This is a genomic window from Arthrobacter tumbae (assembly GCF_016907495.1).
Lineage (GTDB): Bacteria > Actinomycetota > Actinomycetes > Actinomycetales > Micrococcaceae > Arthrobacter_D > Arthrobacter_D tumbae.
This window is the reverse complement of the sequence record NZ_JAFBCC010000001.1, coordinates 64,908-86,304: the sequence shown is the minus strand read 5'-3', so window position 1 is coordinate 86,304 and position 21,397 is coordinate 64,908. Positions and strand designations below refer to the sequence as shown.

Here is a 21,397-nt window from a genome sequence, read left to right as displayed (position 1 = left end):
CCGGTTCATGGACGAGCCCAAGCGCCCCACCCTCCGGGATATCGCCGTGGCGGCGGGCCTTTCCAAGGCAGCCACGTCCTACGCGCTGCGTGGGATCCGTGGATCTGAGCAGACCGTTGCCCGGGTGCAGGCCATCGCGCGGGAAATGGGCTGGACGGCGGATCCGGTGGCCCGCGCCCTTGCTGGAGGGCGCAGCGGGAACGTGGCAATCATCGGGTCGCTGGGGGATCTCTGGCGCCAGGGGCTTGCGGTGATGCTGTCAGAGGCGCTGCACGAGCACGGCATGTTCTCGGCAATCGCCGACGTCGACACATCGCCTGAACGCGAGCAGAACGCCCTGCGTGCACTCGCTGCCCGCCGGGTCGATGCCGCGATTGTGCTTCCGGTTGATCCGTCCGCGCACTACTGGGCTGACGTTCCCGAGCGGATCCGGCTGGTGTCGATCGGAGATGCGCTTCTGCACCGCCCGGTTGCACGCACCGTACTCTTCGACAATGAGTACGGGATCAGCACCGCTCTGGGACACCTGGCTGAGTTGGGGCACCGGTCTTTAGGCCTGCTGACGCCCTCCTTGCCCTCGACGCCGGGCCGCCCGGCCCAGCTCCTGGTGCAGCAACTGGGGCAGGAGAGGGGAATGAGCGTTGCCGTCGCGTCGTCGGCGTCGTCAGTCGCCGGGGCAGCCGAAGCGGCAACGGCCCTCCTTGCCCGTAAAGCGCGTCCGACGGCGCTGCTGTGCCTGGGAGATTCACTCGCCTTCGGCGCGTACCGGGCCGCCCGATCCCTTGATCTGGACATCCCCGGAGATGTCTCGATTCTGGGCTTCGATGATAGCGAGTTGGCTCCCCTTATCAGCCCTGCGCTCACGACCTTCGGCTGGGACGAAACCGCGATCGTGGCCGCCGCAATCGAGTCAGTTGTCAACGAGGATGTGCCCGCCGATGTCTCGTTCCGCCCGGAGTTCCTCGTGCGGCACTCCACCGGGCGCTGCTCTCTCGATCCATAGCCGGCTGGCGGCTACAGGGCGTGGATGCGCCAGCCGACCGAATGAGTGTCGCCGGGCTCCAAAACAGTCAGGTCCGTCCCGGAGTTGAAGGCGTCCGGCGGGCAGGTCATGGGTTCAGCGGCCAAGCCGAGCCGCGAGACCGCCGGATCCGGCTTGTCCGCGGTGTGGATCTGCACCCAGGCACAGGTCTGATCGAAGGTGATGGCCGCTCCGTGGCCGTCCGCAGCATGCACCGAAACGGTGGCGGTGCCGTCGTCGTCGTAGTTGATGCCCGTGTAGGCGTGGTCCACGAAAGTGTCCCCGATGAGGCGCGGTTCACGGAAGTCGAAGTGCGACGACGCGACGCCGGTCAGTTCCGTCGGGATCAGCCGGTCTTCGGTCACCTGGAGCACCGACGACGCCGGCACCCGCAGGGTCCAGTCATCCACCAACCCTTGACCGGCTACCAGGTAAGGGTGCGCCGATGCTCCGTAGGGCGCTGCCGACGGGCCGGGATTCACGGCGGTGATCGTCGTGGTGAGGCCGTCGTCGTCGAGGGCGTAGAGCACTTCGACCTCAAGGCGGAACGGATACCCCTTCTGCGGGATGACAGACGCTGCCAGGCGCACCGAAGCCGGCGATTGATCTGCGAGCGTCCAGTCCACCCAGCCGAGCAAGCCGTGAATGGCGTGGGAACGCTGCGGCTCTGTCAGGGCAAGCTGATGTGCCTTGCCGTTGAACGAATACGTGCCGTCCACCACCCTGTTGGGCCAGGGCACCAGCACCGCTCCGCGGAAGGAGGGACGGATTTCCTCGGCATCATAGGGAACCACGAGGTCCCGATCAGCATGGCGGAGGTACCGCAGGGTTGCTCCGACGCTGGCGATCGACGCCGTATACGGGCCGTGCTGCAGGGTGTACTGGGTACCGGACAGGGGAGTGGAATCGGTGGTTTTCATCGAGCCTAAGTCTAGGGCGCGGCCTCTCTGACGTCGCATTTCGCGGATGCAGTCAGGCCGTGTCCACCAGTTTCGCGTACACAACCAGATTGTCCTCGAATTCACCGGAGGACGCCGCGAACCCATCACAGGTGATGAGCCGCAGTTCCGCCTGGTCTACCGGGAAGTAGACGGCCCTGGTCGGGAACTCATTCTTGGGATACACCTCGCTCTTGTACACCTCGAAGACCGCGGTTGAGCCGTCCTCGCGGTTCACAGTGATGCGGTCTCCCGCTTTGAGGGCTTCGAGGTTGTAGAACACGCCGCTCTCGTCGGCGGTGGAATTCACGTGCCCGAGGAGGACAGCCGGTCCCTGCTCTCCGGGCGTGGGAGAGCCGTTGTACCAGCTGGCTGGGGCGCCTTCATTCTCCGGTGGCACCTCCAGCGTGTTGTCTTCACGCAGGCCGGTCTCGATGACTTTCGCCTGCCGATCCAGAGTTGGGATCGCGAAGCTTACCGGGGCGGAGGGATCCATTGCTCCCGGCCCGTCCGGGGGAGCATCGACAGCGGACGACGGCGGGGCTTCAGCGGACGGAGATGATTGTGCCGGCGCCGCGGATGACTGCGACGGTGACGGGACGGGCGCGCTCTCGGGCGGTGCCGCCGTCGTGGTGCCACAGGATGTCAGGGACAGGAAAAGGAGCGCCGCCCCCGCTGCGAGGCGGAGGCGGCGCTCCTGAGCACTGTTGTTCATGAGTGCTTAGCGGTCGGCGACCATGCGCCGGCGAACCGCGTACGCACCACCGGCTGCGGCAAGCAGGCCGCCGCCGAGCAGAGCGACGCCCGTTCCGTTCGCATCGGAAGCAACCGGCTCGGCCGCGGTCACGCCCGTGTCCGCACCGCCGGCGGGCTGCATCTCAAGCGGTCCGCACAGTGCCGGTGCGGTTGCGGCGAGCGGCAGCTCCTCAGCGCCGGGCAGGCTGCTCATAGTCTCGGTTGCTGCAGCCGGCTGGTTTGCCGGATCCAGTCCGTGAACCACCACTACGCCCGTGCCGGCAGCAAGGGCGTCCTGGGTTTCCTGGTTCAGCTCGAACGTCCGCTCGTAGGTGTAGGTGCTGCCGGAGGGAGCAACCGTCACGTCAGTTCCGGCCTCAGGGCCGGTGCTGCCCTCAAGCGAGAGTGTAGTGCCGATCATCCCGTAGGCAGGCTGTCCCTCAGGGGTGTCGATAATGCCGTCACCGTTGGCATCGTCGGCCATGGTCGGGCAGGTTCCCTGCGCACCGATGTGGATGTGCTGCACATGCGGGTAGGGGTTGTCCATGAACGTTTCAGCCAGACCACTGGTCTCGATTGTCACGGTCGCTTCAGTTCCGTTGACGTCGATCCATGCCGTACCGGATGCTCCACTGTTGTTCACCTGGTTCAGCGTCGTGGAGTAGGAGCCGGCCGCGTGATCGGCCATCGCGGGCCCTGCGGCCATGGTGGTGAGCCCGAGGGCTACGGCGGGGGCTAGCAGAGCTAGTTTCTTCTTCATCAGAGTTACCTCCTCATCGGAAAATGCAAGGTCCAGCTTTTGAACCCACATATTTGCCCTTCGGAGTGACTTCCGGAATGGATGGGGGTGCTCGCGGTTTCGTTTTGATAACGCCGGTAATACGGCAGCACAAACGACGACGGCGGCGCTAGCCTTCCGTGGGCAGGTCGACCGTGTCATTCAGGCTCAGGCACTGCTCGGTCTGCTCGACCTGCGAAACAGCGCCGCCGAGGTCAACCAGAACGGTGCTGGAAGCGACCTGGTTCGGGTCGAAGAGAACCTCGACCGCGGGGTTGCGGCCATACGTGGTGGCCGTCCAGATGTCCGTCTCGGTGGATTCCTGGATGATCCAGTCGACGTCGTTCACTGAGGCGCAGGCATCGGTGGTGGGTCCCGGGACCTGGACGCCGCACCGCAGGACGATCTGCGACGGGTCGCCCCATGCTGCAGTTGCCTGGCTGTTGGTGTCCCGCAGTTCGTTGCCGGCCACCTGATCCGGCAGCGCGATCATGACGCTCGCGCAGGACGGATTGACGGCGTCGGCTGCGGCATCAACGTCGACGATGGGGGAGCAGGCGCTGAGCGAAGCGATCAGGAGCGCGCTCGGGCAGGCGACACGCATGAAGGCGCGCACGTTCGGAGGCATGTACCCACCATAACCGCCGATCCCGGGACGATCAGTCAGGCCGCCATGCATTCAGGTTTGCGGTTCGCGGCCCGGCGGCTGGGAGGGTGGAGCCGCCGTCGGGTGGGGTACCAGAAGCGGTGCCAAAACCGGGTGGGACGCCGTCAGGGTCGTAGCGACGTCGTCGATCCAGACCGGAAGGTCCTCGTTGTCACTGTCGATCATTGAAACCGTTGTGCCTGAGCGCGTAATTTCAACGGCCAGTCGACAACCATGCCAGCTCAGCCGAAACGCTATACGGGAAAGCCCCGAGGAGAGGCGAGGGGCAAGGCGAAACTTCTCGTCGTCCAGCCGCAGTCCGCCAAAACCGCAGACGAGCGCCAACCAGGCTCCGGCGAGTGCAGCGAGGTGTACCCCCTGATGGCTGTCGCCCTGGACATTCCGGAGGTCTGCGAGAGCGCATTCCCGAAGGTAGGCGAGTGCCAGATCCAGGTGACCGACCCGTGCGCTCACTACCGACTGCACTGCAGCAGAAAGCGATGAGTCGCGGACGGTGCGTTGCTCGTAGTAGTCCAGATCCCGGGCTGTCTGCTCGTCGGTGAACGCGTCAGCGCACCACCACAATGCCAGGACGAGGTCTGCCTGCTTGACCACCTGGCGCCGGTAAATCTTCGCGTAGTGAGCGTGCGCCTGAATCGGGTAGACAGCGTTGTCGTCGAAGTTCCACTCGCGGTAGGTCGTGAAGCCCTGGTTCGCGGGGTGGACTTGCCGGACGTCGTCGTAGGGCACATACATCGCGTCGGCGATCCGCCGCCACTCGGCAATTTCGGACCGGGTGACCGAAAGACGTCGGACAGGCTCCGGGAATGTGTCGCACGCATCGGCGGCAGCCCTCAGATTGCTCTGTGCCATCAGGTTGGTGAACACGTTGTCGTCGACGACGCCGGTGTACTCGTCCGGCCCGGTTACACCGAAAAGGTGGACGCGGCCGGCATCGTCCTGGTGCTCGATTGATGCCCACATGCGAGCCGTCTCAACCAGCACGTCCACTCCCTGTGTTTCGGTCAGCTGAAGTCCGGCAACATTCGCGTGGAGCATGAAGGCGCGTGAAATTGCGGCATTGAGGTGGACGGCCGCGGTGCTCGCCGGCCAGTACGCCGAGGCTTCACGACCATCAATAGTACGCCAGGCAAACGCTGCCCCTTTCAGACCCAGAACTCCGGCACGCTGACGGGCGGCATCCAGGGTTGATGCCCGCCATCGAAGCAGGCACGCGGCGCTGTCCGGTCGCAGAAGCGTCAGCATTGGAACGACGAAGCCCTCGATGTCCCAGAAGGTGTGTCCGCTGTAACCGGAACCGGTGAGGGCTTTCGCTCCAATGGGCGCCTTGCCAAGAAAGGCCGATGCCTGAAAGACCTGGAAAAGATTGAAGCGTATGCCCTGCTGGAGTTCGGCATCGCCATCGATCTCCACATCGGCATCCTCCCAGAACCGGTCAAGGACTGAACGCTGATCGGCGCAGAGCCCGTTCCACCCGCGTGCGCGGGCACTTTCCAGTGCGGCACGTGCCTCCGTTTCGAGGTCTGCTCCTGAGCCGTCGGCTGAGCTCGCGTGGCAGATGTACTTGACGAGTGTTACCTTCTCACCGGGCTGCAGGCCCACAACGAGTGTGGTCAGCACCTCGTCCTCGCCTGCCGCTGTTGATACCTGACCTCCGTCGGGCATCTGCGCGTCGTGCCGGACCGCCGCGGCCACTCCAATCCCGCTACTCCGGGTGCGGTGAACCAGGAGGCCGCCAGTGGCAAATGAGCGGTGGGCGCAGGGGACGAACGGCTTGTCGAGCGCCTCGCCGACCCGGGGATCAGGATTATCGATCTGCAGCGCTGTGCGGTTGACGGCCAGCTCTGACCGAATCACTACCTGCAGCGCGTTATCCAGGGCTTCCACCTCGTAGTGGACGGCGGTGACTGAGCGCTGGGACAGCGATACCAGACGGCAGGATTGCAGTCGCACCCGGTCTCCGGCGGGAGTGGTCCATTCCGACGTGCGAAGCAGCGTACCGGCGCGCAGATCCAATGTGCGTTGGTGGACATGAGGCGGTGTCTCGCTGATGTCCAGCCGTCTGCCGTCGACCTCGAGACGAATCGGAGTGCCCTCGGCAACACCGATGATTGCTTGTCCCCTGTCAGGACGCCCGTATCCGTCTTCCGGATAGGACAACGGGTGGTACTCGAACACTCCGGCCATGAATGTTCCGGGTGACGCGTCCGGATGACCTTCGTCGAGAGTGCCGCGGGTACCGATGTAGCCGTTGGACAAGGCAAAAACCGTTTCGGTGACGCCGAGCCCATCCCCATTGAAAGCGGACTCCGAGATCTGCCAGGGGTGGGAATTGTTCGGGAGGTCGGGCACATGATCATGCTAACCGTACTGATGGATCTCCTGCGCCGCGGTTCTACCCGTCGATAGCCTCGCCCCGCCGCGCCGCGAGGTACAGCTCGCTGAGGTCGAGCCGGGGCCGTCCACCGGCTGTGCGGACTACCTGAGCCGCGGCCGCTGCTGCCATCCAGCCGGCTGTTTGGGCGTCCTCCTTCCGCAGGAGGCCGATGACCAGGGCGGCAACGAAGGCGTCACCGGCACCTGTCGGGTCGACGGGGTCGTCATCGAGCAGCGGCAATACGATGTGCCCTTCCGCCCAGGCAACCACGTTGCCACCGGTTGGTACAGCGAGGGCGGCGATCCTCGGACCTGCCTCGACAAGCGCCTGGGCAGCTTCGATGGTTTGAGCCAGATCACGCGGTTTCCATCCGATCAGCGCTTCGGTTTCCTTCGAATCAGCGCGGACGACGGCGGCGCAGCGCAGTACCAGCTCACGCGTCCGACTGTCCGCCGGGGCGCCGTCCGTCGCCACCAGCGCGCCGCCTGCTGCTGCGATTTCGAGCGCCACCGAGACTGCCTGGGCGGGCTGCTGCAGTTGGACGAGTACTGAATCTGCGGCTCGCAGCACGTCTTCGCTCCTGCGGACGTCGCCTGCCGTGAGTAGTACCCGCTCATCCACATCCTCAAAGAGGCGCCGTACTCCACCGGATTCGACGATGTCCACGAGCAGAGCGGTTGGCGCTCCTACCCGGCGAACGACACCGTCAACGCCGATACCGTCGGCTCCGGCCTGGCCCACCGCCGTCCGACCGGGTGGGTCATCCCCGACAACTCCGATGAGTTCCACCGCTGCCTCCAGCTGGCGGCACGCCACTGCCTGATTGGCTCCCTTCCCTCCGAGAAGTTCCTGGCGGCTGCGTACGGGAACCGATCCGCCCTCGTCCGGCATGTTCGGAACTGTCAGCACGAGATCCCGGGCCACTTGGCCGACGACAACCACTGCGGTCATTCTTCAAGCACGCACCTTCATGGTTCCGGGTGGCGGGGAGAGCGTGAGAGACCGCCGGCTGAACCGATCCCGCTCGGATCCTGAATCAGCGCACGGAGGCGGTCATCCGGGTGTTCGACTGCTGCAGTCATCGACTCCTGCAGGAGCTTCCGCTGACGTTCAAGCGCCGGGCGCCGGTCCTCCGGCGCGAGCTTCAGGAGATCGTTCAGCGCTGACATGAGCCGGCGTGTTATCTGCGGCGACGCGGCGCCGGACCGACGGATCTCATCGAAAGCCAGCTCCACGAAGCCGTCCCAACTCAGGGCGGGAACGGAAAGGCGCAGCACGCCGTCGTCGTCCCGGTACTCGCCCGAGTGGAGCGGGCGCCGAACAATCTGGCGGAGTACGTCGTGGAGCCGGTCGATTGCCTGCACCGTCGTTGTCGGATCATCAAAAGGTCCCGAGGAAACCGCCCCGATTGCTATGTCCACCAGCATCCTGATGCCGTAGGCCACGTCCTGATTCAGGGTGCGCTCCGGACCGATGGCGATACACCCGACGACCGCGTCGGTTTCAACTTCTGCGGGCTGGCCGTGGATGCGGATTACGGGCGCGTTCGTGGGAACGAAGTCGCCGATCGACCACAGCACCTCGAAGGAACAGTCGGCCGTGCGCGCCAAATCGATCATGCAGTCGTGGTCAACCTCGAAAAGAACACCGCTGCGCGGCGTTCGAATGAAGCGGTGGTCGATGTCCATCTTCGGGCCTGCATCGGGAAAGACCCTGTCAAGGGTGCTGATGGTGTCAGCGGCGACCCAGTCGACGAGCGCCGCCACGCGCAGTGACTGTCCTATGTGGTTGAGGTACCAGACCAGGGTCACGATGCAGGAGAGAACCAGCAGGATGCTTACCACTACCGCCAGGCCGGGCACAGTGCCGCCCTCGGGCGACGTAACGATGGTCCGCATGGTCAGGAGGGAGAAGGTGAAGGTTCCGGCGAAGAGGCCGATTGCACACTGTGACGGCCGGTCCTGCAGGATCTGCCGGACGATGCGGGGTGAAAAGCTTCCCATAGCCAGCTGCACGACGAGGACGAGCAGGGACAGCACCAGACCGGTCAACGTGAGCATGGCGAACGAGATCAGGTAGAGAATCTGCATCGCAGCGGTGGGGTCGCCGCTGATGCTCTGTGGCACCAGTGTGCCCTCAGGGTCAATCGCGACGAAGAGCCAGGACAACGCCACTCCGCCCAGTACGAACAGGACGGGGATGACCCACATCCTGGTTTTGAGCCAGTGCTTCAGTTCGAACCGCTGCATTCATCCCGCTTCCACCGTGGAATTGGTGCTTTACCTTAGCAGATGCTAAGCATGCTTACACTTCCGGCAGATAGGAGCACCTACCGCTGGGCTAATCTGCCGCCGGCGAGCAGGAACGAGTCCTCCAGCAACTCGCCCAGCTCGCCTGTGTCGATTCCGGCAAGCCGAATCAGGACAAGTTGCGGTGAGCGATCGTGATGCGGCATCCAGAAGTAGACTTCCGGTTCCGTGCCGGCGAGAGCCTCCCGCTCGTTCGTCTTGACGGTGAGCACGCCCGGTTCCCACATGCGGGCCATCAGGGTTTTGGCGAACCACGCGGGTTGGCCCCAACTGGAGCGTTCGGTGACGCCCGGCAGAGACAGACTCAATCTCCGGACGTCCGCTTCGGTGGCCATGCCCTACTGTTGCACCGCGGCACTGGCCGAGGCCAGCGAAAGTCAGGATTCGACGTCGGCCGCGTCTATCGCCTTGTCGGTGACGATCGGCATCAGGGCCAGCAGGGCAAGTGTCAGCACCCCCATGATCCCGAACATTGCTTCAAGGCCCAGCCACTGGGCAAGGAGGCCGCCGGCTGCGGCGCCGAGCGGCATGCTGCCCCAGGCAAGAAGCCGGTAGGCGCTGTTGACGCGTCCGAGCAGACGGTTCGGCGTGATGCGCTGCCGGAGCGAGACGGTGATGACATTCCAGAGCATGACCAGCACGCCGCCCACGAAGAACACGACGCCAAGGATGTAAGGGTTGTCCGTGAGGGCGGGCGCGCCCACGAAGAACGATCCGCCGAAGATCGTCAGCGCCAGCGACTTCGACCGTCCCAGCTTCCGCTCCACCCATTCCGAGATGAATGAGCCGAGGAACGCGCCGATGGCGGAGGTCGTGAGAAGTACTCCGAAGCCGACTTCGGAAAGCTGCATTGCCGACGACGGCCCAACCGCAAAAAGCACGAAGAGGGCAAAGGCCGCACTCGAGGCGAAGTTGAAGGTTCCGGTCATGACAGCGAGCGTGCGCAGGATTTTCTGGTTCCAAAGGAACCGCAGGCCTTCGGCGATGTCGTAGCGCAGCGTCGTCTTCTGTTCCCGTTCGATCCGGAAGCTTCCTCGCACCAGGAACAGGGCGCCCACCGCGGCGAGCCACAGGACGGCGGGAACGGCGAAGGCGCCGATCACTCCGGCGGCTACCAGCAGTCCTCCCAATGGCGGCCCGACGAACTGGTTGGTGGTCAGCTCAACCGCGTAGAGCCGTCCGTTGGCTCGCGAGAGCTGATCGCGGTGTACCAGCTGCGGCATGATGGACTGCGCGGAGGTGTCATACAGCGTTTCAGCGACCCCCACCAGGAGTGCGATGACATACAGCGCCCAGATCGAGCCAAGATCGAGCAGGATCACCGCGATGAGCATGGCCGGCAAAGCTGCCCGGGTGAGATTGGCGACGAGCATGAGCCGGCGGCGGTCCATACGGTCGGCGAGGGCGCCGGCTGTCAGCGCAAACAGGAGCCACGGAAGGGTAGCGACGAAAGACACCCCGGCAATCAGGGTGGGCGACTGAGTGAACTGGATAGCGAGCAGGGGCAGTGCGATCTTGAACACGCCGTCGGCGAGGTTTGAAAGGCCGGACGAGGTCCACAGCTTCCAGTAGGAAGCGCCGAGCGGCGTATGGACCCGATCATTGACCTTCACCGATTCGCTAGCCATGCGTGAACAGTTCCACAGCGATTGGGAAAACTCAAGGACAAAGGGAGAGATGTTCCCCGGAGACCTCCCCGGCTAGCTCGATACCATGGGGCTCACCGACTATCGCCAGGGAGCATCCGGATTGACCACCCACGACTACAGTGATGAGGCGCCGCAGCGGCAGGCGAAGACCAAGCGCCCGCTGCGCACAGCTGTGTTGGTGCTGCTCGGCGTCCTTATTGCCCTTGCGGCACTTGTTGCCGGCTACCTGATCAGCCTCGCCATCGCGTTCGAGACCAGGACCAACACCATCGAACCCGCGTTTCCGGATTCATCCACACGCCCCGAGCGCACGGCGTCCGCGGAAGGTGCGATGAACATCCTGCTGATGGGAAGCGACGCCAGGGCCGAGGGATCCGGGGATGAGGCCGGGGACGGACTCACCGATGCCCGATCGGACACCATGATGCTTGTGCACCTCCCGGAGGACCGGCAGAACGTTTACGTCATGTCGATCCTGCGCGATACCTGGACGGAGATCCCCGGGTACGGCGAGAACAAGATCAACGCTGCAATCGCGCTGGGCGGTGTGCCGCTGGTGGTTCAAACCGTTGAAACCATGTTCGATGCGCCGGTCGATCATGTAATGATCGTTGACTTCGAAGGTTTCAAAGGCCTGACCGACGCTCTGGGTGGGGTGACCGTCGACAATCCCATCGCGTTCCAGTCCGAAGGAACTGAAGGGGAATTCTTCGAACAGGGTGCAGTTACGCTCGACGGCGAATCGGCTTTGAAATTCGTTCGTGAACGCAAGGCCTTCAGCGACGGTGACTTCCAACGGGTACAGAACCAGCAGCTTTTCATCAAGGGCATCATGTCGGAGCTGTTGAGCGCAGAAACGTTCACCAATCCCGTGAAGCTCAGCAGGGTCGTCACTGAGATATCGCCTTACCTCAGTGTTGATGCGGATTTCGGAGCCCTGACTGCGGGCTCCCTCGCCCTCGGCATGTGGCAGATACGCTCCGACGACGTCGTCTTCTTCACGCTCCCGAATCTGGGAGTCGGAACCTCACCGGACGGCCAGTCCATTGTCGTGAAGGACGAGGAAGCAATAGCGCGCATCGCTGAGGCACTCGATCAGGGAACACTGGGGGAGTATGTGGTCAATACCAACGCGGGCTAGTACGGGCGGAACCCCGGAGCAGTCAGGCCTGAGCGGAGTCATCACCGATGTCATGAGCGCCCTCGGCGAGATCGGTGTCGGCGTTCTGGTTCTCCTTGAAACGGTCTTTCCTCCCATCCCGAGCGAAGTTGTCCTGCCCCTTGCCGGCTTCCTGTCGCAGCAGGGCGAGATGAACGCCGTTCTTGTACTCGCCCTGGCCACCCTCGGAAGCTTCATCGGCGCTCTGCTCCTGTACCTGCTCGGTGCGAAGCTGGGCGAGGAACGGGTGGTGCGCGGGCTCTCCCGACTGCCGCTGGTGGACCGCGACGACTTCGAGCGGGCGGCGCGCTGGTTTCACCGCCACGGCCGCTCGGCGGTCTTCTTCGGCCGGCTGATACCGGGTGTCAGGAGCCTGATTTCCCTGCCCGCGGGCGCCGAACACATGCCGCTTGGCTCGTTCACCCTCTTCACCGTCGCAGGGAGTCTGCTGTGGAATGTGCTGCTCATCGGGCTGGGCTACTTCCTCGGAACCCAGTACCACCTCGTTGACCAGTATTCCCAGTACTTTGACATTGTCATCTATGTGGTTCTCGGCGCCTTTATCGGCTGGCTCATCCTCCGACGGGTACGACGGCGCAGGGCCGGCTAGTCCCGCCGCTCGCCTCCCGTGGCGGCTGCCGCCCTTGTCCACAGGCGACGGTCGGATGTCCCCGGCGCAAAGTACGGTTGAACCATGCCACTCACCGTCAGCCAGCTGAGCGAGTCTGCCCTGCTTGAGCGTATTGTGCCGCGTCTCCGTGGCACACCGGGCAACCCCACAGGGGTGCTGCTCGGCCCGGGGGATGACGCCGCCATCGTGGCCGCTCCAGACGGACGGATGCTTATATCCATCGACACCCAGGTCCAGGACATGGATTTTCGGCTGCAGTGGGCCAACGGGTACAGAACCACCGGGTTCGACGTCGGGTGGAAAGCCGCCGCGCAGAACCTGAGCGACATCAACGCGATGGGCGGCCGTGCCACCTCCCTCGTTGTCAGTCTCACACTGCCCGCAAGCACGGACGTCGCCTGGGTCGAGGACCTTGCGGAAGGACTCACCGCCGCGATCCACGAGCTGGGGGCCTCCACCTGCGCAGTAGTCGGAGGCGACCTCGGGCGTGGAACTGAACTCTCGGTCACTGCCGCGGTCACAGGTTCACTGGACGGGCGCCCTCCGGTGGTGCGGTCAGGCGCACAGCCGGGCGACGCCGTCGTGCTGGCCGGAACGGTAGGCCGCGCAGCAGCCGGGTTGGCACTGCTGGAATCTGCTCATGGATACGCTGCGCTGGAAGAGGAACTGCGTGAGTTCGTTCGTGCGCAGTGCCGGCCCCGTCCGCCGCTGGCGTTCGGCCCAGCGGCGGCAGAGGCCGGTGCAACCTCGATGCTGGATGTCTCCGACGGCCTGGTGCGTGATGCCCGGAGGATCGCTACCGCCAGCTCGGTGCGCATTGACCTGGATCCTGCAGCACTGCGGTCTCTCGGTGAGCCGCTTCGCGGAGCCGCGGAATTGCTGGGAAAGGACCCGCTGGAATGGGTGCTCGGCGGGGGAGAGGACCATGGGCTGCTGGCCACCGTTAACCCAAACGTTATGCCGCTGGCAGGCTTCACTGCGGTAGGCTCGGTAGAGGCCGGACCTGCCGAAGTGACCGTCGGGTCACAGTCTCCAGCCACCGTGGGATGGGATCACTTTGCAGACTAAAATCACCGCAAACGCGACGGCGATGAAGCGATGGTTGAGCAAGGCTGAAGTCTCCCTCGGCAATCACAGCGACCGCCTTAATGCCATCAATATCTTTCCTGTAGCTGATGGTGACACCGGCACCAACCTCTACCTGACCGTTCGGGCAGCAGCGCAGGCGGTGGCAGATCTTGAAACCCATGACCTCGGTGACCTGCTGAAGGTTGCCGGTCAGGCCGCCATGGAAGATGCCCGTGGCAACTCCGGCACGCTCTTCGCAGTCTTCCTGGCGGCAATCGCCGAGCCGCTCCACGGCGCGTCCCGTCTCTCAGGTCCGTTGTTGGCCACCGCACTGAACCGTGCCCAGATCCGCAGTTGGTCGGCGCTTAGCGACCCGGTTCCCGGCACCATGCTTTCCGTGCTCGAGGCGGCAGCGGTCGGAGCTGCCACCGTGGACCAGGCCAACGAGGGGGATGACAGTAACCACGCCCTCGCCATGACGCTGCAGGGAGCAGTGGAAGCCGCGCTCAAGGCAGTGGTGCAGACCGAGAGCCAGCTTGGAGCGCTCACTGAGGCGAAAGTGGTTGATGCCGGCGGAGTGGGCTTCCTGCTCATCATGGATGCGCTACGTGCGGCTTCACTCGGTGAAGAGCTGCAGGACGAACTGCTCGACGGTCTGCATGGATACGACGTTCAGGCCCCCCACATCCACAACGGGATGCCGGCGGAGGGGGTCGAGGTCATGTGTACCATCAACCTCAGCCCGCTGGACGCCGCCATCCTACGGCTTCACCTCGATGAGGTGGGAGATTCCGTCATCATGAGCGCTGTGACGGAGGTCGAGGAGGGCTATCGCTGGCGCGTGCACGTTCACGTTCCCGAAGCCGCCCTGGCACTCAGGTACATCGAGGAAGCCGGGCAGCCCAGTCACATTGCCGTGACCCAATTGGCTGGCGCTGGTGCAGTCGTCCCGCAGGACCCGGGCTACTTGACGGAGCAGGAACGGTACGGGTCCTGACATCGGGCCGCGGCAATCCGCCGCAGTTAGCTCATTCCCGGCGCTAGGCTGGAAGCGGAAGCGCGCCGCAGCGCTCCTCCTCCCACCGAAGGACGGAAACCGCACGATGCCCACTGCCACCCGAAAAGCGGCGGAACGAACTTCCCGTTTCGGATTCGCCTTCATCGGCGTCCTGCTCATCGCCGTCAACCTTCGGGTGTCTTTTGTCAGCGTTGGGCCGGTTCTTGGGAATATCAGCAGTGACCTTCAGTTGTCCAGTGCAGGGGCGGGTTTCCTGACCGGCCTACCGCTCATCGCATTTGCGGTGTTTTCACCCGTCGCGCCCGCGTTTGCTTCCCGGCTTGGGCTCGACCGTGCGCTCTGGTTGTCCCTGCTGATCCTCGCATCAGGCATTGTGCTCCGTTCCATACCGCTGCCGGGCCTGATCTGGGTGGGCACAGCTTTCATCGGGCTCGCCATCGCGTTTCTCAACGTCCTCGTTCCTTCGCTCGTGAAGCGTGATTTTCCAACGAGGGTCAGCCAGATCACCGGTAGCTACACAGCAACACAAGCTGCTTTTGCCGCGATTGGGGCCGCCGTCGTCGTTCCGGTGGCACAGACATCGCCTGCGGGATGGCGACTGGCGCTCGGAATCTGGGTGGGACTGGCCCTGATAGCCATGGCAGTCCTCCTGCCATGGCTGCGCCGTCACGCGTCGGATAGCGCGCGGGCCGCGACGCCGGAGGCCACCTACCGGTCGCCCTGGTCCTCGGCGTTGGGCTGGCAGGTGACCCTGTTCATGGGACTGCAGTCGATTGCCTTTTACGTTTTGATGGCCTGGTTACCGACCATCGAGCAAAGCCGCGGCGTTCCGGCGACGACGGCGGGGCTTCACCTGTCTGTGTTCCTCCTGGTCAGCGTGTTTGCCAGCCTTGCTGCCGGCGCGATCCTTCATCGCGGAACAGACCAGCGCCTGATGTCCTTCGCCAGCGGTGCGCTGGCTTTCGTGACTTTTCTCGGGCTCGCGGTTGCACCGGACCTCACCCTGCTGTGGGTGCTGCTCGGGGCGATCGGATGCGGAAACCTTATTGTCATCGCCCTGTCACTGTTCAGCCTCCGGACCGTGAACTACCCGCAGGCAGCAGCCTTGTCCGGCATGGCGCAGTCCGTGGGCTATGGTCTCGGCGCGGCCGGTCCGGTGATGTTCGGCGGTCTTCGGGACCTGAGCGGCGACTGGACGCTTCCGCTACTAGTGACCGCCGGCATCATGGCAGTGCTCGCCCTGATGGGCGTGCTGACTGGACGGGACCGGGTGATCAGCAGCGCGTGAGCACGCGGATCTCAGGTGTTGCTACGCAGAAACGACCAGTTGCGGCTCCGGCACGGACCCGGAAGCGAGCAGATTGTCACGGGTGGCATCGATCACGCTGATCAGGGCGGCGCGCAGGTCTTCTTCCGCGTAGCCCGTGCCTCCAAGCGGTACACCCTCACCCTGCTGCACCTGGTCAAGGATCGCGCGGCCTGCGGGAGTGAGAGCGACGAAAGTTACCCGGCGGTCCGATTCACTCTTCTGGCGCGTGACCAGTGCCCGTACTTCCAGCCGTTCCAAAGCTTTGCCGACTGTCTGCGCCTGAACCCGCACGATCTGCGCCAGCTTCACCTGGCTCATCGATCCGGCAGAGGCCAGCACCTTCAGGATTGTCACACCGGAATGCGTAACGCCGATGCTGCGCAGCCGCTCATTGTCACGGTTTTCATTGAGCCGTGCTGCAGTGCTCAGCAGGCGGCTTGTTGACCAATACGACGTGTCCATGCCTCAACCTTCTAACCCCGAAAGAGATATCGCACCGGCGAAGTGCTGCACTCTGTGACTGAACCCGGTGGACGGCACCGGCGGCGCCAGCCGCTGCGGGGTACGAGACCCGTTGAAAATGCGAAGGGCGCTTAGTGAAGTATCCTATGCGATGAATGTTGACACTTGAACCATCGAAAGGGTGGCATCGTGGGCGAGCTTGTCTCCTTTGAGCCTGATGAGGACTTCGACGCACCCGGCTGGGAGGCCGGGAAGCCGGCTGTGCAGGAAGAACGCTCGCTTCTTGAGAAGTTGCAGGATCTGGTGCTGTCCACCTCGGACATGCAGGAGTTCCTCAACGAACTTGCCGTCCTTTCAGCCCGCAGCGTCAGCGGGAACGGGGAGGACGTCCTGTGCGGCATCACCCTGTTGCGCCGCCGCCGCGCAGCGACGGTGGCCTACAACTCGGAGACTGCGAAGTCCATGGATGAACTGCAGTACGCCTTCAAGGAGGGCCCGTGCCTCACGGCAGCCAGTGAGCAGCGCACCATCGTCGTGGACGATTTCGCTACCGAAAACAGGTGGCCCGAGTATTCAGAGGTGGTCTCCGGACACGGTCTGCGTTCCATCCTTTCTGCCCCGTTCACCATCGGGGCCGGAGCACATGCCGCAATGAACCTGTATTCCTATCGTCCGGGCTCCTTCAGGAACGAGGAAGTCACCTTCGCCGAGTCATATGCACGGCAGGCGTCGAAAGGGTTGCAGCTGGCATTGCGGATGGCGCACTACAGCGAGGAAGCGGACAACCGCAGCCGCGCCATGGAGTCCAGAACAGACATCGACGTGGCTGTTGGGATCGTCATGGCGCAAAACCGCTGTTCGCAAGCTGTTGCGTTCGAGATCCTGCAGCGGGCGTCCAACACACGCAACGTCAAGCTGCGCGTGATTGCCGCGGAGATTGTCCAACGGGTTTCCGGTACTGCGCCTGCGACGCACTTCGACGGTTAGCGGGATCCTCAGGGGCCCGGCGCTAAGCTCGACGTGTCGTCATGCTGGTTCCTGCTGCTCAGGAAGAAGGCTTCAGGAAGGTATATGAATAACAGGCGCCCGCCCGAGCTCTCCGCACCACTGGACCCCAAACTGCTCGGCACCAAAGTGGTGAAGGTCCTCGGTGAAAGCCTGGGAATCTACTCCGTCGGTCAGCTTCTGAACCACTTTCCCCGGACCTACCTTGCTCCAGGGACGCTGACGGGGTTGTCCGGCGTCCCGTTCGATGAAGAGATCACCCTGATCGCCCGTGTCCAGTCGGCGAATTCGCGGTGGATGAAGACGCGCAAGGGCAAACTGCTGGATGTTGTCATTACCGACGACGACGCCGGGCACCTTGGAACCATGCATGTCACCTTTTTCAACGGCCGCTCTGCTGAACGGCAGCTCACAGTGGGGACCCGCGCGGTTTTCTCCGGCAAGACCGGCAGTTTCCGGGGTCAGTTGACGCTCACCAATCCGCGCTTTTCGCTGCTGGATGAGGATGACGGCGGTATGGAGAAGCACCTCGTGCCCATCCCCGTGTATCCGGCTTCTGAACAGGTCAGCAGCGAGCAGATCAAGAAGTCCATCGACAAGCTTCTCAATACCCTCGCCCATTCACAGCTGAACGACCCCGTTCCCGCGGACATCGCCCGCCGTGACCGGCTGATGAACATCACCCAGGCCTATGAGGTGATCCACCGACCCGCGGAGGTGGAGGATGCCTACCGTGCCCAGCACCGCTTCCGCTACCAGGAGGCGTTGGTGCTGCAGACAGCGCTGGCACGGCGGCGTGCGGAAGTCCTGACCGAGGAGGCGACGTCCCGTCCGCCGAGCCCGGGCGGATTGCGCGATCAGTTTGATGCTTCGCTGCCGTTCACGTTGACTTCCGGGCAAGAGCAGGTGGGAGGGGAATTGGCGAAGGATCTCGCCGCCGCTCATCCCATGAACCGGCTGCTTCAGGGCGAGGTCGGGTCGGGAAAGACGCTTGTTGCCCTGAGGGCGATGCTGCAGGTGATCGACGCCGGGGGGCAGGCTGCCCTTCTGGCACCCACTGAGGTGCTTGCCGCGCAGCATCACCAATCCATCACTCGCACCCTCGGCCCGCTGGCTGAGGGAGGAATGCTCGGCGGGGCGGTGGACGGAACGCGGGTTGTGCTCCTGACGGGCTCCATGTCGACGGCGCAAAGGCGTGAGGCGTTGCTTGCAGCCGCGTCCGGAGACGCCGGCATTGTCATAGGAACACACGCCTTGTTATCGGAGAACGTTCAGTTCTTCGACCTGGGGCTGATTGTTGTCGATGAGCAGCACCGCTTCGGAGTTGAGCAGCGCGACGCGCTGCGGGCGAAGGCTGCCGCGGCACCGCACATGCTCGTCATGACGGCTACCCCCATTCCCAGGACCGTTGCGATGACCGTCTTCGGTGACCTCGACGTGTCAACGCTGACCGAACTGCCTGCGGGCCGTGCCCCCATCGCAACCCACATCGTAGGGCTTTCCGAGAACCCCAGCTGGGTGGATCGTGCGTGGGCCCGGGCGCGGGAGGAGATTGACGCAGGCCGGCAGGTCTACGTTGTCTGCCCCAAAATCGGGGACTCACAGATGGAGCCGGACAGCGCCGACGCGCTGGAACTTTACGATGGCCCGCCCACGAACAAACAGGAACTGACATCCGTCGTGGAGCTATTCGAATCCCTGCGGGATGTTCCCGCCCTTGCCGGGGTGAGGATGGGACTGCTGCACGGTCGTCTTGATCCAACAGAAAAATCAGCCACTATGGCCGGATTCAATGACGGCGGCATCAGCCTCCTGATCTCCACCACCGTGATCGAGGTGGGAGTGGACGTTCCGAACGCCACGCTCATGGTGATCATGGACGCAGACCGCTTCGGCATTTCGCAGCTCCATCAGCTACGGGGGAGGATCGGCAGGGGAGGGCACCCCGGCACCTGCCTGCTTGTCACGCAACTCGAACCGGAACACCCCAGCCGGGAGCGGCTGAACGCTGTCGCGTCAACGTCGGACGGCTTTGAACTGTCCCAGAAGGACCTGGAGCTGCGACGGGAGGGCGACATTCTGGGCGCATCACAGTCGGGAGGCAGATCGGCGCTGCGCTTCCTCAAGGTGATCCAGCATGCCGGCGTGATTGAGAAAGCCCGGAAAGATGCCCAGGAACTCATCGACGCGGACCCGGATCTGGCCGAGCATCCCGAGTTGGAGGAAGCGCTGGATCTCTATCTGAATGCCGAGAAGGAAGCCTTCCTCGAACGCGGATAGGGCTGGAACTCCACGCTCAGGATGCGCGGGACGTCGTCTTTCGCGATCTGGAGGCAGGAGTGAGGCGGAACCGCGACCGCTCGGATGCCGGGATCAGCGAGGCCCACTCAGGGTGACCGCCCAGATAACCACGGACGGTGGGACAAAACGGCATCACAGCCAGCCGCCTCCGGTGCAGGTTCTCGAGCACGTTCTCCACGAAGTAGCCATCCAGGCGGGATCGCTTGAGACGCTGATCAATGGTGGTGTGCAGCAGCCAGATCTGGCCCTGCCTGGTTTCGTATTGCAGGTAGCCGACGTTGTCGCCGTCAACATACAGCTCGAACCGGCTCAGCTTCATGTTGTCGCGGACAGCTGTCCGCAGGCTTGTTGATGAGCGGTCTGGGTAACGCAGGTCCATGTGAACTCCCACAGTCGAGAGGCTGGTGAGGCTCGCTGCTGAACCGTACAAACAACTATAGCGACAATCAGTAGGCTGACAAAGCGTGTGCGTCTTCAGGCAACGCCCGAGTTGAGCTGACGGATCATGAGCTCATCACAGGCCGCCTGATAACGTTCCATCGCTCGCAGATCAGGCGTCTCCGAGTCCAGTTCGAGGAAGAGGGCGTCGCACAGCTGGGCAAGCCTGTCTTCCGGAACTGAAGAGAGATCGAGGGGGAAGTCGTCGTCGGTTTCGGTCCAGGCCGGGGCATTGACTGCAGAGTCTTCGGAGGATGGAAGAAGTGGCTCAATGAATGAGCGCAACTGAGCGTCCATAGTGGTGGCACTCCCACAAGTAGGTCTTACTGTGGCTCGCTGCTGAACCTGCTGTTAGTCTAATCGGCTCGTTCCTTGTGGCAACCCCGGGACCGGTTCACACGCCGCTTGTAGGTGCTGTGCCCGTCAAAACCGCCCCGCAGTCGATGTACTGAACCGACTTTCAAAAAAAGTAATAAGCATGCTTCCAATTAAGCTGCTGATGTGGCTACCCTTGTGCAACCGGATACTTCGGACAAGCCCTCTGCAATCAATCTCAAGGAGATAAAATGATCACGCAGGAACACATCGACCGCATTCTTGATGGCAACGGGAACGTTGTTGACCAGGACGGCAATAAGGTTGGATCCGCGGGCCAGGTGTACGTGGATGACCACACGGGAGAGCCCAGCTGGGTCACAGTGAAGACGGGCCTTTTCGGTACGTCTGAATCATTCGCGCCGTTGCAGGGCGCCTCTATGGACGGCGATGATGTGCGCATCGCCTATACCAAGGATCAGGTCAAGGATGCACCCAAGGTTGATCCGGACCAGAATCTGAGTGAGGCGGAAGAAGAGGATCTCTACCGCCACTACTCACTCAGCCGCCCGGGTGGAGATGATTCACTCAGCCGCCCGGATGGAGATTACGACGCCGCGGAACACGGCACATACTCCGGTACCACAACCGGATCTGATGATCTCGGGAATTCCAGTCCCGGCATCGCAGGTGTCGGTGACAGGGATCGGGATGATGCCGATCGCGGCGACCGTGATCGGTACGACGCAGATCGCGGTGACCGGACAGTGGGACATGACACTTCCGGCCCCACCACAGATGATGCCATGACCCGGTCCGAGGAACGGTTGCACGTCGGCACGGAGCAGCGAGAGGCCGGGCGTGCCCGGCTCCGCAAGTACGTAACGACGGAGAACGTCACACAGACCGTACCGGTGCAGCGGGAGGAAGTACGGATCGAGCGTGAGCCGATCACCGACGCGAACCGCGGCGCCGCTCATGATGGCCCGGCCATCAGCGAAGAAGAGCACGAGGTGACTCTTCACGAGGAGCGCCCCGTCGTCGATAAGGAGGCTGTGCCCGTTGAGCGGGTTCGCCTGGATAAGGAAACAGTCACTGACGAGCAGACAGTGAATGAAGAAGTCCGCAAGGAAGAGATAGAGACCGACGGCGACGACTCCCGCCGCGGACTCTGATCGGGGCGGCGTCTGGCAATGAATGAAAGCTGGCTTCGCCGC

The 21,397-nt window shown here is 63.5% G+C and carries 21 protein-coding genes; 9 read left to right on the top strand and 12 right to left on the bottom strand.

Translation table 11 applies throughout. The features are described from left to right. Positions 1-7: 7 nt before the first annotated feature. Positions 8-1,003 (top strand): LacI family DNA-binding transcriptional regulator, encoded by a 996-nt coding sequence (locus JOD47_RS00440; RefSeq protein ID WP_204530959.1) that lies wholly within the window; start codon positions 8-10, stop codon positions 1,001-1,003. An 11-nt stretch (positions 1,004-1,014) separates the two neighbouring features. Here the strand turns inward: JOD47_RS00440 and JOD47_RS00435 are convergent, their stop codons facing one another. The 9 genes from JOD47_RS00435 to JOD47_RS00395 all read right to left on the bottom strand — a co-directional run bounded on the left by JOD47_RS00435 (position 1,015) and on the right by JOD47_RS00395 (position 10,453). Next, positions 1,015-1,941, bottom strand: coding sequence for an aldose 1-epimerase family protein (locus JOD47_RS00435; protein ID WP_204530957.1), 927 nt, complete (start codon positions 1,939-1,941; stop codon positions 1,015-1,017). Between the two features lie 52 nt (positions 1,942-1,993). After that, on the bottom strand, positions 1,994-2,674 hold the full coding sequence (locus tag JOD47_RS00430) for a class F sortase (protein ID WP_204530955.1): 681 nt from the start codon (positions 2,672-2,674) through the stop codon (positions 1,994-1,996). 6 nt (positions 2,675-2,680) lie between these two features. Next, entirely contained in the window at positions 2,681-3,454 is a 774-nt protein-coding gene (locus JOD47_RS00425; RefSeq protein WP_204530953.1) for a hypothetical protein, read from the bottom strand. A gap of 148 nt (positions 3,455-3,602) precedes the next feature. Further along, a complete protein-coding gene (locus JOD47_RS00420; protein ID WP_204530951.1) occupies positions 3,603-4,100 on the bottom strand; it encodes a DUF3515 domain-containing protein in 498 nt (165 codons plus the stop codon). 51 nt (positions 4,101-4,151) lie between these two features. Then, positions 4,152-6,491, bottom strand: a complete 2,340-nt coding sequence (locus JOD47_RS00415) for a glycoside hydrolase family 65 protein (protein ID WP_204530950.1) — start codon at positions 6,489-6,491, stop codon at positions 4,152-4,154. 43 nt (positions 6,492-6,534) lie between these two features. Further along, complete coding sequence (locus JOD47_RS00410) at positions 6,535-7,467, bottom strand: PfkB family carbohydrate kinase (protein WP_204530949.1); 933 nt, start codon at positions 7,465-7,467, stop codon at positions 6,535-6,537. Positions 7,468-7,484: 17 nt separating this feature from the next. Next, a complete protein-coding gene (locus JOD47_RS00405; protein ID WP_204530948.1) occupies positions 7,485-8,765 on the bottom strand; it encodes a DUF2254 domain-containing protein in 1,281 nt (426 codons plus the stop codon). Positions 8,766-8,845: 80 nt separating this feature from the next. Continuing rightward, positions 8,846-9,160, bottom strand: coding sequence for an MmcQ/YjbR family DNA-binding protein (locus JOD47_RS00400; protein WP_204530947.1), 315 nt, complete (start codon positions 9,158-9,160; stop codon positions 8,846-8,848). A gap of 42 nt (positions 9,161-9,202) precedes the next feature. Continuing rightward, on the bottom strand, positions 9,203-10,453 hold the full coding sequence (locus tag JOD47_RS00395) for an MFS transporter (protein ID WP_204530946.1): 1,251 nt from the start codon (positions 10,451-10,453) through the stop codon (positions 9,203-9,205). A gap of 85 nt (positions 10,454-10,538) precedes the next feature. Here JOD47_RS00395 and JOD47_RS00390 point away from each other — a divergent pair, with 85 nt between their 5' ends. The 5 genes from JOD47_RS00390 (at position 10,539) to JOD47_RS00370 (ending at position 15,638) form a co-directional block, all read left to right on the top strand. Continuing rightward, complete coding sequence (locus tag JOD47_RS00390) at positions 10,539-11,615, top strand: LCP family protein (protein ID WP_204530939.1); 1,077 nt, start codon at positions 10,539-10,541, stop codon at positions 11,613-11,615. Continuing rightward, the gene (locus JOD47_RS00385; protein ID WP_204530937.1) at positions 11,590-12,243 is read left to right on the top strand and encodes a DedA family protein; all 654 of its coding nucleotides are present in this window, start codon (positions 11,590-11,592) and stop codon (positions 12,241-12,243) included. The genes JOD47_RS00390 and JOD47_RS00385 overlap by 26 nt, the downstream gene beginning before the upstream one ends. An 84-nt stretch (positions 12,244-12,327) precedes the next feature. Continuing rightward, positions 12,328-13,332 carry a thiamine-phosphate kinase gene (locus tag JOD47_RS00380; protein ID WP_204530935.1) on the top strand — a complete coding sequence of 335 codons (1,005 nt, stop codon included), beginning with the start codon at positions 12,328-12,330 and terminating at the stop codon, positions 13,330-13,332. 22 nt (positions 13,333-13,354) lie between these two features. After that, a complete protein-coding gene (locus JOD47_RS00375; RefSeq protein ID WP_204536278.1) occupies positions 13,355-14,329 on the top strand; it encodes a DAK2 domain-containing protein in 975 nt (324 codons plus the stop codon). A 106-nt stretch (positions 14,330-14,435) separates the two neighbouring features. Further along, on the top strand, positions 14,436-15,638 hold the full coding sequence (locus JOD47_RS00370; protein WP_204530933.1) for an MFS transporter: 1,203 nt from the start codon (positions 14,436-14,438) through the stop codon (positions 15,636-15,638). 21 nt (positions 15,639-15,659) lie between these two features. On the opposite strand, the gene JOD47_RS00365 is transcribed toward JOD47_RS00370, so the two are convergent. Further along, positions 15,660-16,121, bottom strand: a complete 462-nt coding sequence (locus tag JOD47_RS00365) for a MarR family winged helix-turn-helix transcriptional regulator (RefSeq protein WP_204530931.1) — start codon at positions 16,119-16,121, stop codon at positions 15,660-15,662. Positions 16,122-16,310: 189 nt separating this feature from the next. Between JOD47_RS00365 and JOD47_RS00360 the strand changes: the two genes are divergently transcribed. After that, a complete protein-coding gene (locus JOD47_RS00360) occupies positions 16,311-17,108 on the top strand; it encodes a GAF and ANTAR domain-containing protein (protein WP_307836154.1) in 798 nt (265 codons plus the stop codon). Positions 17,109-17,192: 84 nt separating this feature from the next. Further along, positions 17,193-19,406: an ATP-dependent DNA helicase RecG gene (locus JOD47_RS00355; protein ID WP_204530929.1), complete on the top strand. Its 2,214-nt coding sequence runs from the start codon at positions 17,193-17,195 to the stop codon at positions 19,404-19,406. A 16-nt stretch (positions 19,407-19,422) separates the two neighbouring features. Here JOD47_RS00355 and JOD47_RS00350 read toward each other — a convergent pair whose 3' ends face one another. Then, the gene (locus tag JOD47_RS00350; RefSeq protein WP_204530927.1) at positions 19,423-19,806 is read right to left on the bottom strand and encodes a GNAT family N-acetyltransferase; all 384 of its coding nucleotides are present in this window, start codon (positions 19,804-19,806) and stop codon (positions 19,423-19,425) included. 95 nt (positions 19,807-19,901) lie between these two features. Then, positions 19,902-20,162 carry a hypothetical protein gene (locus JOD47_RS00345; protein ID WP_204530925.1) on the bottom strand — a complete coding sequence of 87 codons (261 nt, stop codon included), beginning with the start codon at positions 20,160-20,162 and terminating at the stop codon, positions 19,902-19,904. A 269-nt stretch (positions 20,163-20,431) separates the two neighbouring features. Between JOD47_RS00345 and JOD47_RS00340 the strand changes: the two genes are divergently transcribed. Next, on the top strand, positions 20,432-21,355 hold the full coding sequence (locus JOD47_RS00340; protein ID WP_204530924.1) for a YsnF/AvaK domain-containing protein: 924 nt from the start codon (positions 20,432-20,434) through the stop codon (positions 21,353-21,355). Positions 21,356-21,397: the final 42 nt, after the last annotated feature.

Excerpts from the sequence above, each read along its gene's own strand:
- JOD47_RS00375 (WP_204536278.1), top strand. The coding sequence starts at position 13,355 with ATGAAGCGATGGTTGAGCAAGGCTGAAGTCTCCCTCGGCAATCACAGC.
- JOD47_RS00350 (WP_204530927.1), bottom strand. The coding sequence starts at position 19,806 with ATGGACCTGCGTTACCCAGACCGCTCATCAACAAGCCTGCGGACAGCT.
- JOD47_RS00355 (WP_204530929.1), top strand. The coding sequence starts at position 17,193 with ATGAATAACAGGCGCCCGCCCGAGCTCTCCGCACCACTGGACCCCAAA.
- JOD47_RS00420 (WP_204530951.1), bottom strand. The coding sequence starts at position 4,100 with ATGCCTCCGAACGTGCGCGCCTTCATGCGTGTCGCCTGCCCGAGCGCG.
- JOD47_RS00385 (WP_204530937.1), top strand. The coding sequence starts at position 11,590 with ATGTGGTCAATACCAACGCGGGCTAGTACGGGCGGAACCCCGGAGCAG.
- JOD47_RS00340 (WP_204530924.1), top strand. The coding sequence starts at position 20,432 with ATGATCACGCAGGAACACATCGACCGCATTCTTGATGGCAACGGGAAC.
- JOD47_RS00410 (WP_204530949.1), bottom strand. The coding sequence starts at position 7,467 with ATGACCGCAGTGGTTGTCGTCGGCCAAGTGGCCCGGGATCTCGTGCTG.
- JOD47_RS00435 (WP_204530957.1), bottom strand. The coding sequence starts at position 1,941 with ATGAAAACCACCGATTCCACTCCCCTGTCCGGTACCCAGTACACCCTG.
- JOD47_RS00430 (WP_204530955.1), bottom strand. The coding sequence starts at position 2,674 with ATGAACAACAGTGCTCAGGAGCGCCGCCTCCGCCTCGCAGCGGGGGCG.
- JOD47_RS00400 (WP_204530947.1), bottom strand. The coding sequence starts at position 9,160 with ATGGCCACCGAAGCGGACGTCCGGAGATTGAGTCTGTCTCTGCCGGGC.
- JOD47_RS00405 (WP_204530948.1), bottom strand. The coding sequence starts at position 8,765 with ATGCAGCGGTTCGAACTGAAGCACTGGCTCAAAACCAGGATGTGGGTC.
- JOD47_RS00390 (WP_204530939.1), top strand. The coding sequence starts at position 10,539 with ATGGGGCTCACCGACTATCGCCAGGGAGCATCCGGATTGACCACCCAC.
- JOD47_RS00370 (WP_204530933.1), top strand. The coding sequence starts at position 14,436 with ATGCCCACTGCCACCCGAAAAGCGGCGGAACGAACTTCCCGTTTCGGA.
- JOD47_RS00365 (WP_204530931.1), bottom strand. The coding sequence starts at position 16,121 with ATGGACACGTCGTATTGGTCAACAAGCCGCCTGCTGAGCACTGCAGCA.
- JOD47_RS00345 (WP_204530925.1), bottom strand. The coding sequence starts at position 20,162 with ATGGACGCTCAGTTGCGCTCATTCATTGAGCCACTTCTTCCATCCTCC.
- JOD47_RS00395 (WP_204530946.1), bottom strand. The coding sequence starts at position 10,453 with ATGGCTAGCGAATCGGTGAAGGTCAATGATCGGGTCCATACGCCGCTC.
- JOD47_RS00425 (WP_204530953.1), bottom strand. The coding sequence starts at position 3,454 with ATGAAGAAGAAACTAGCTCTGCTAGCCCCCGCCGTAGCCCTCGGGCTC.
- JOD47_RS00440 (WP_204530959.1), top strand. The coding sequence starts at position 8 with ATGGACGAGCCCAAGCGCCCCACCCTCCGGGATATCGCCGTGGCGGCG.
- JOD47_RS00380 (WP_204530935.1), top strand. The coding sequence starts at position 12,328 with ATGCCACTCACCGTCAGCCAGCTGAGCGAGTCTGCCCTGCTTGAGCGT.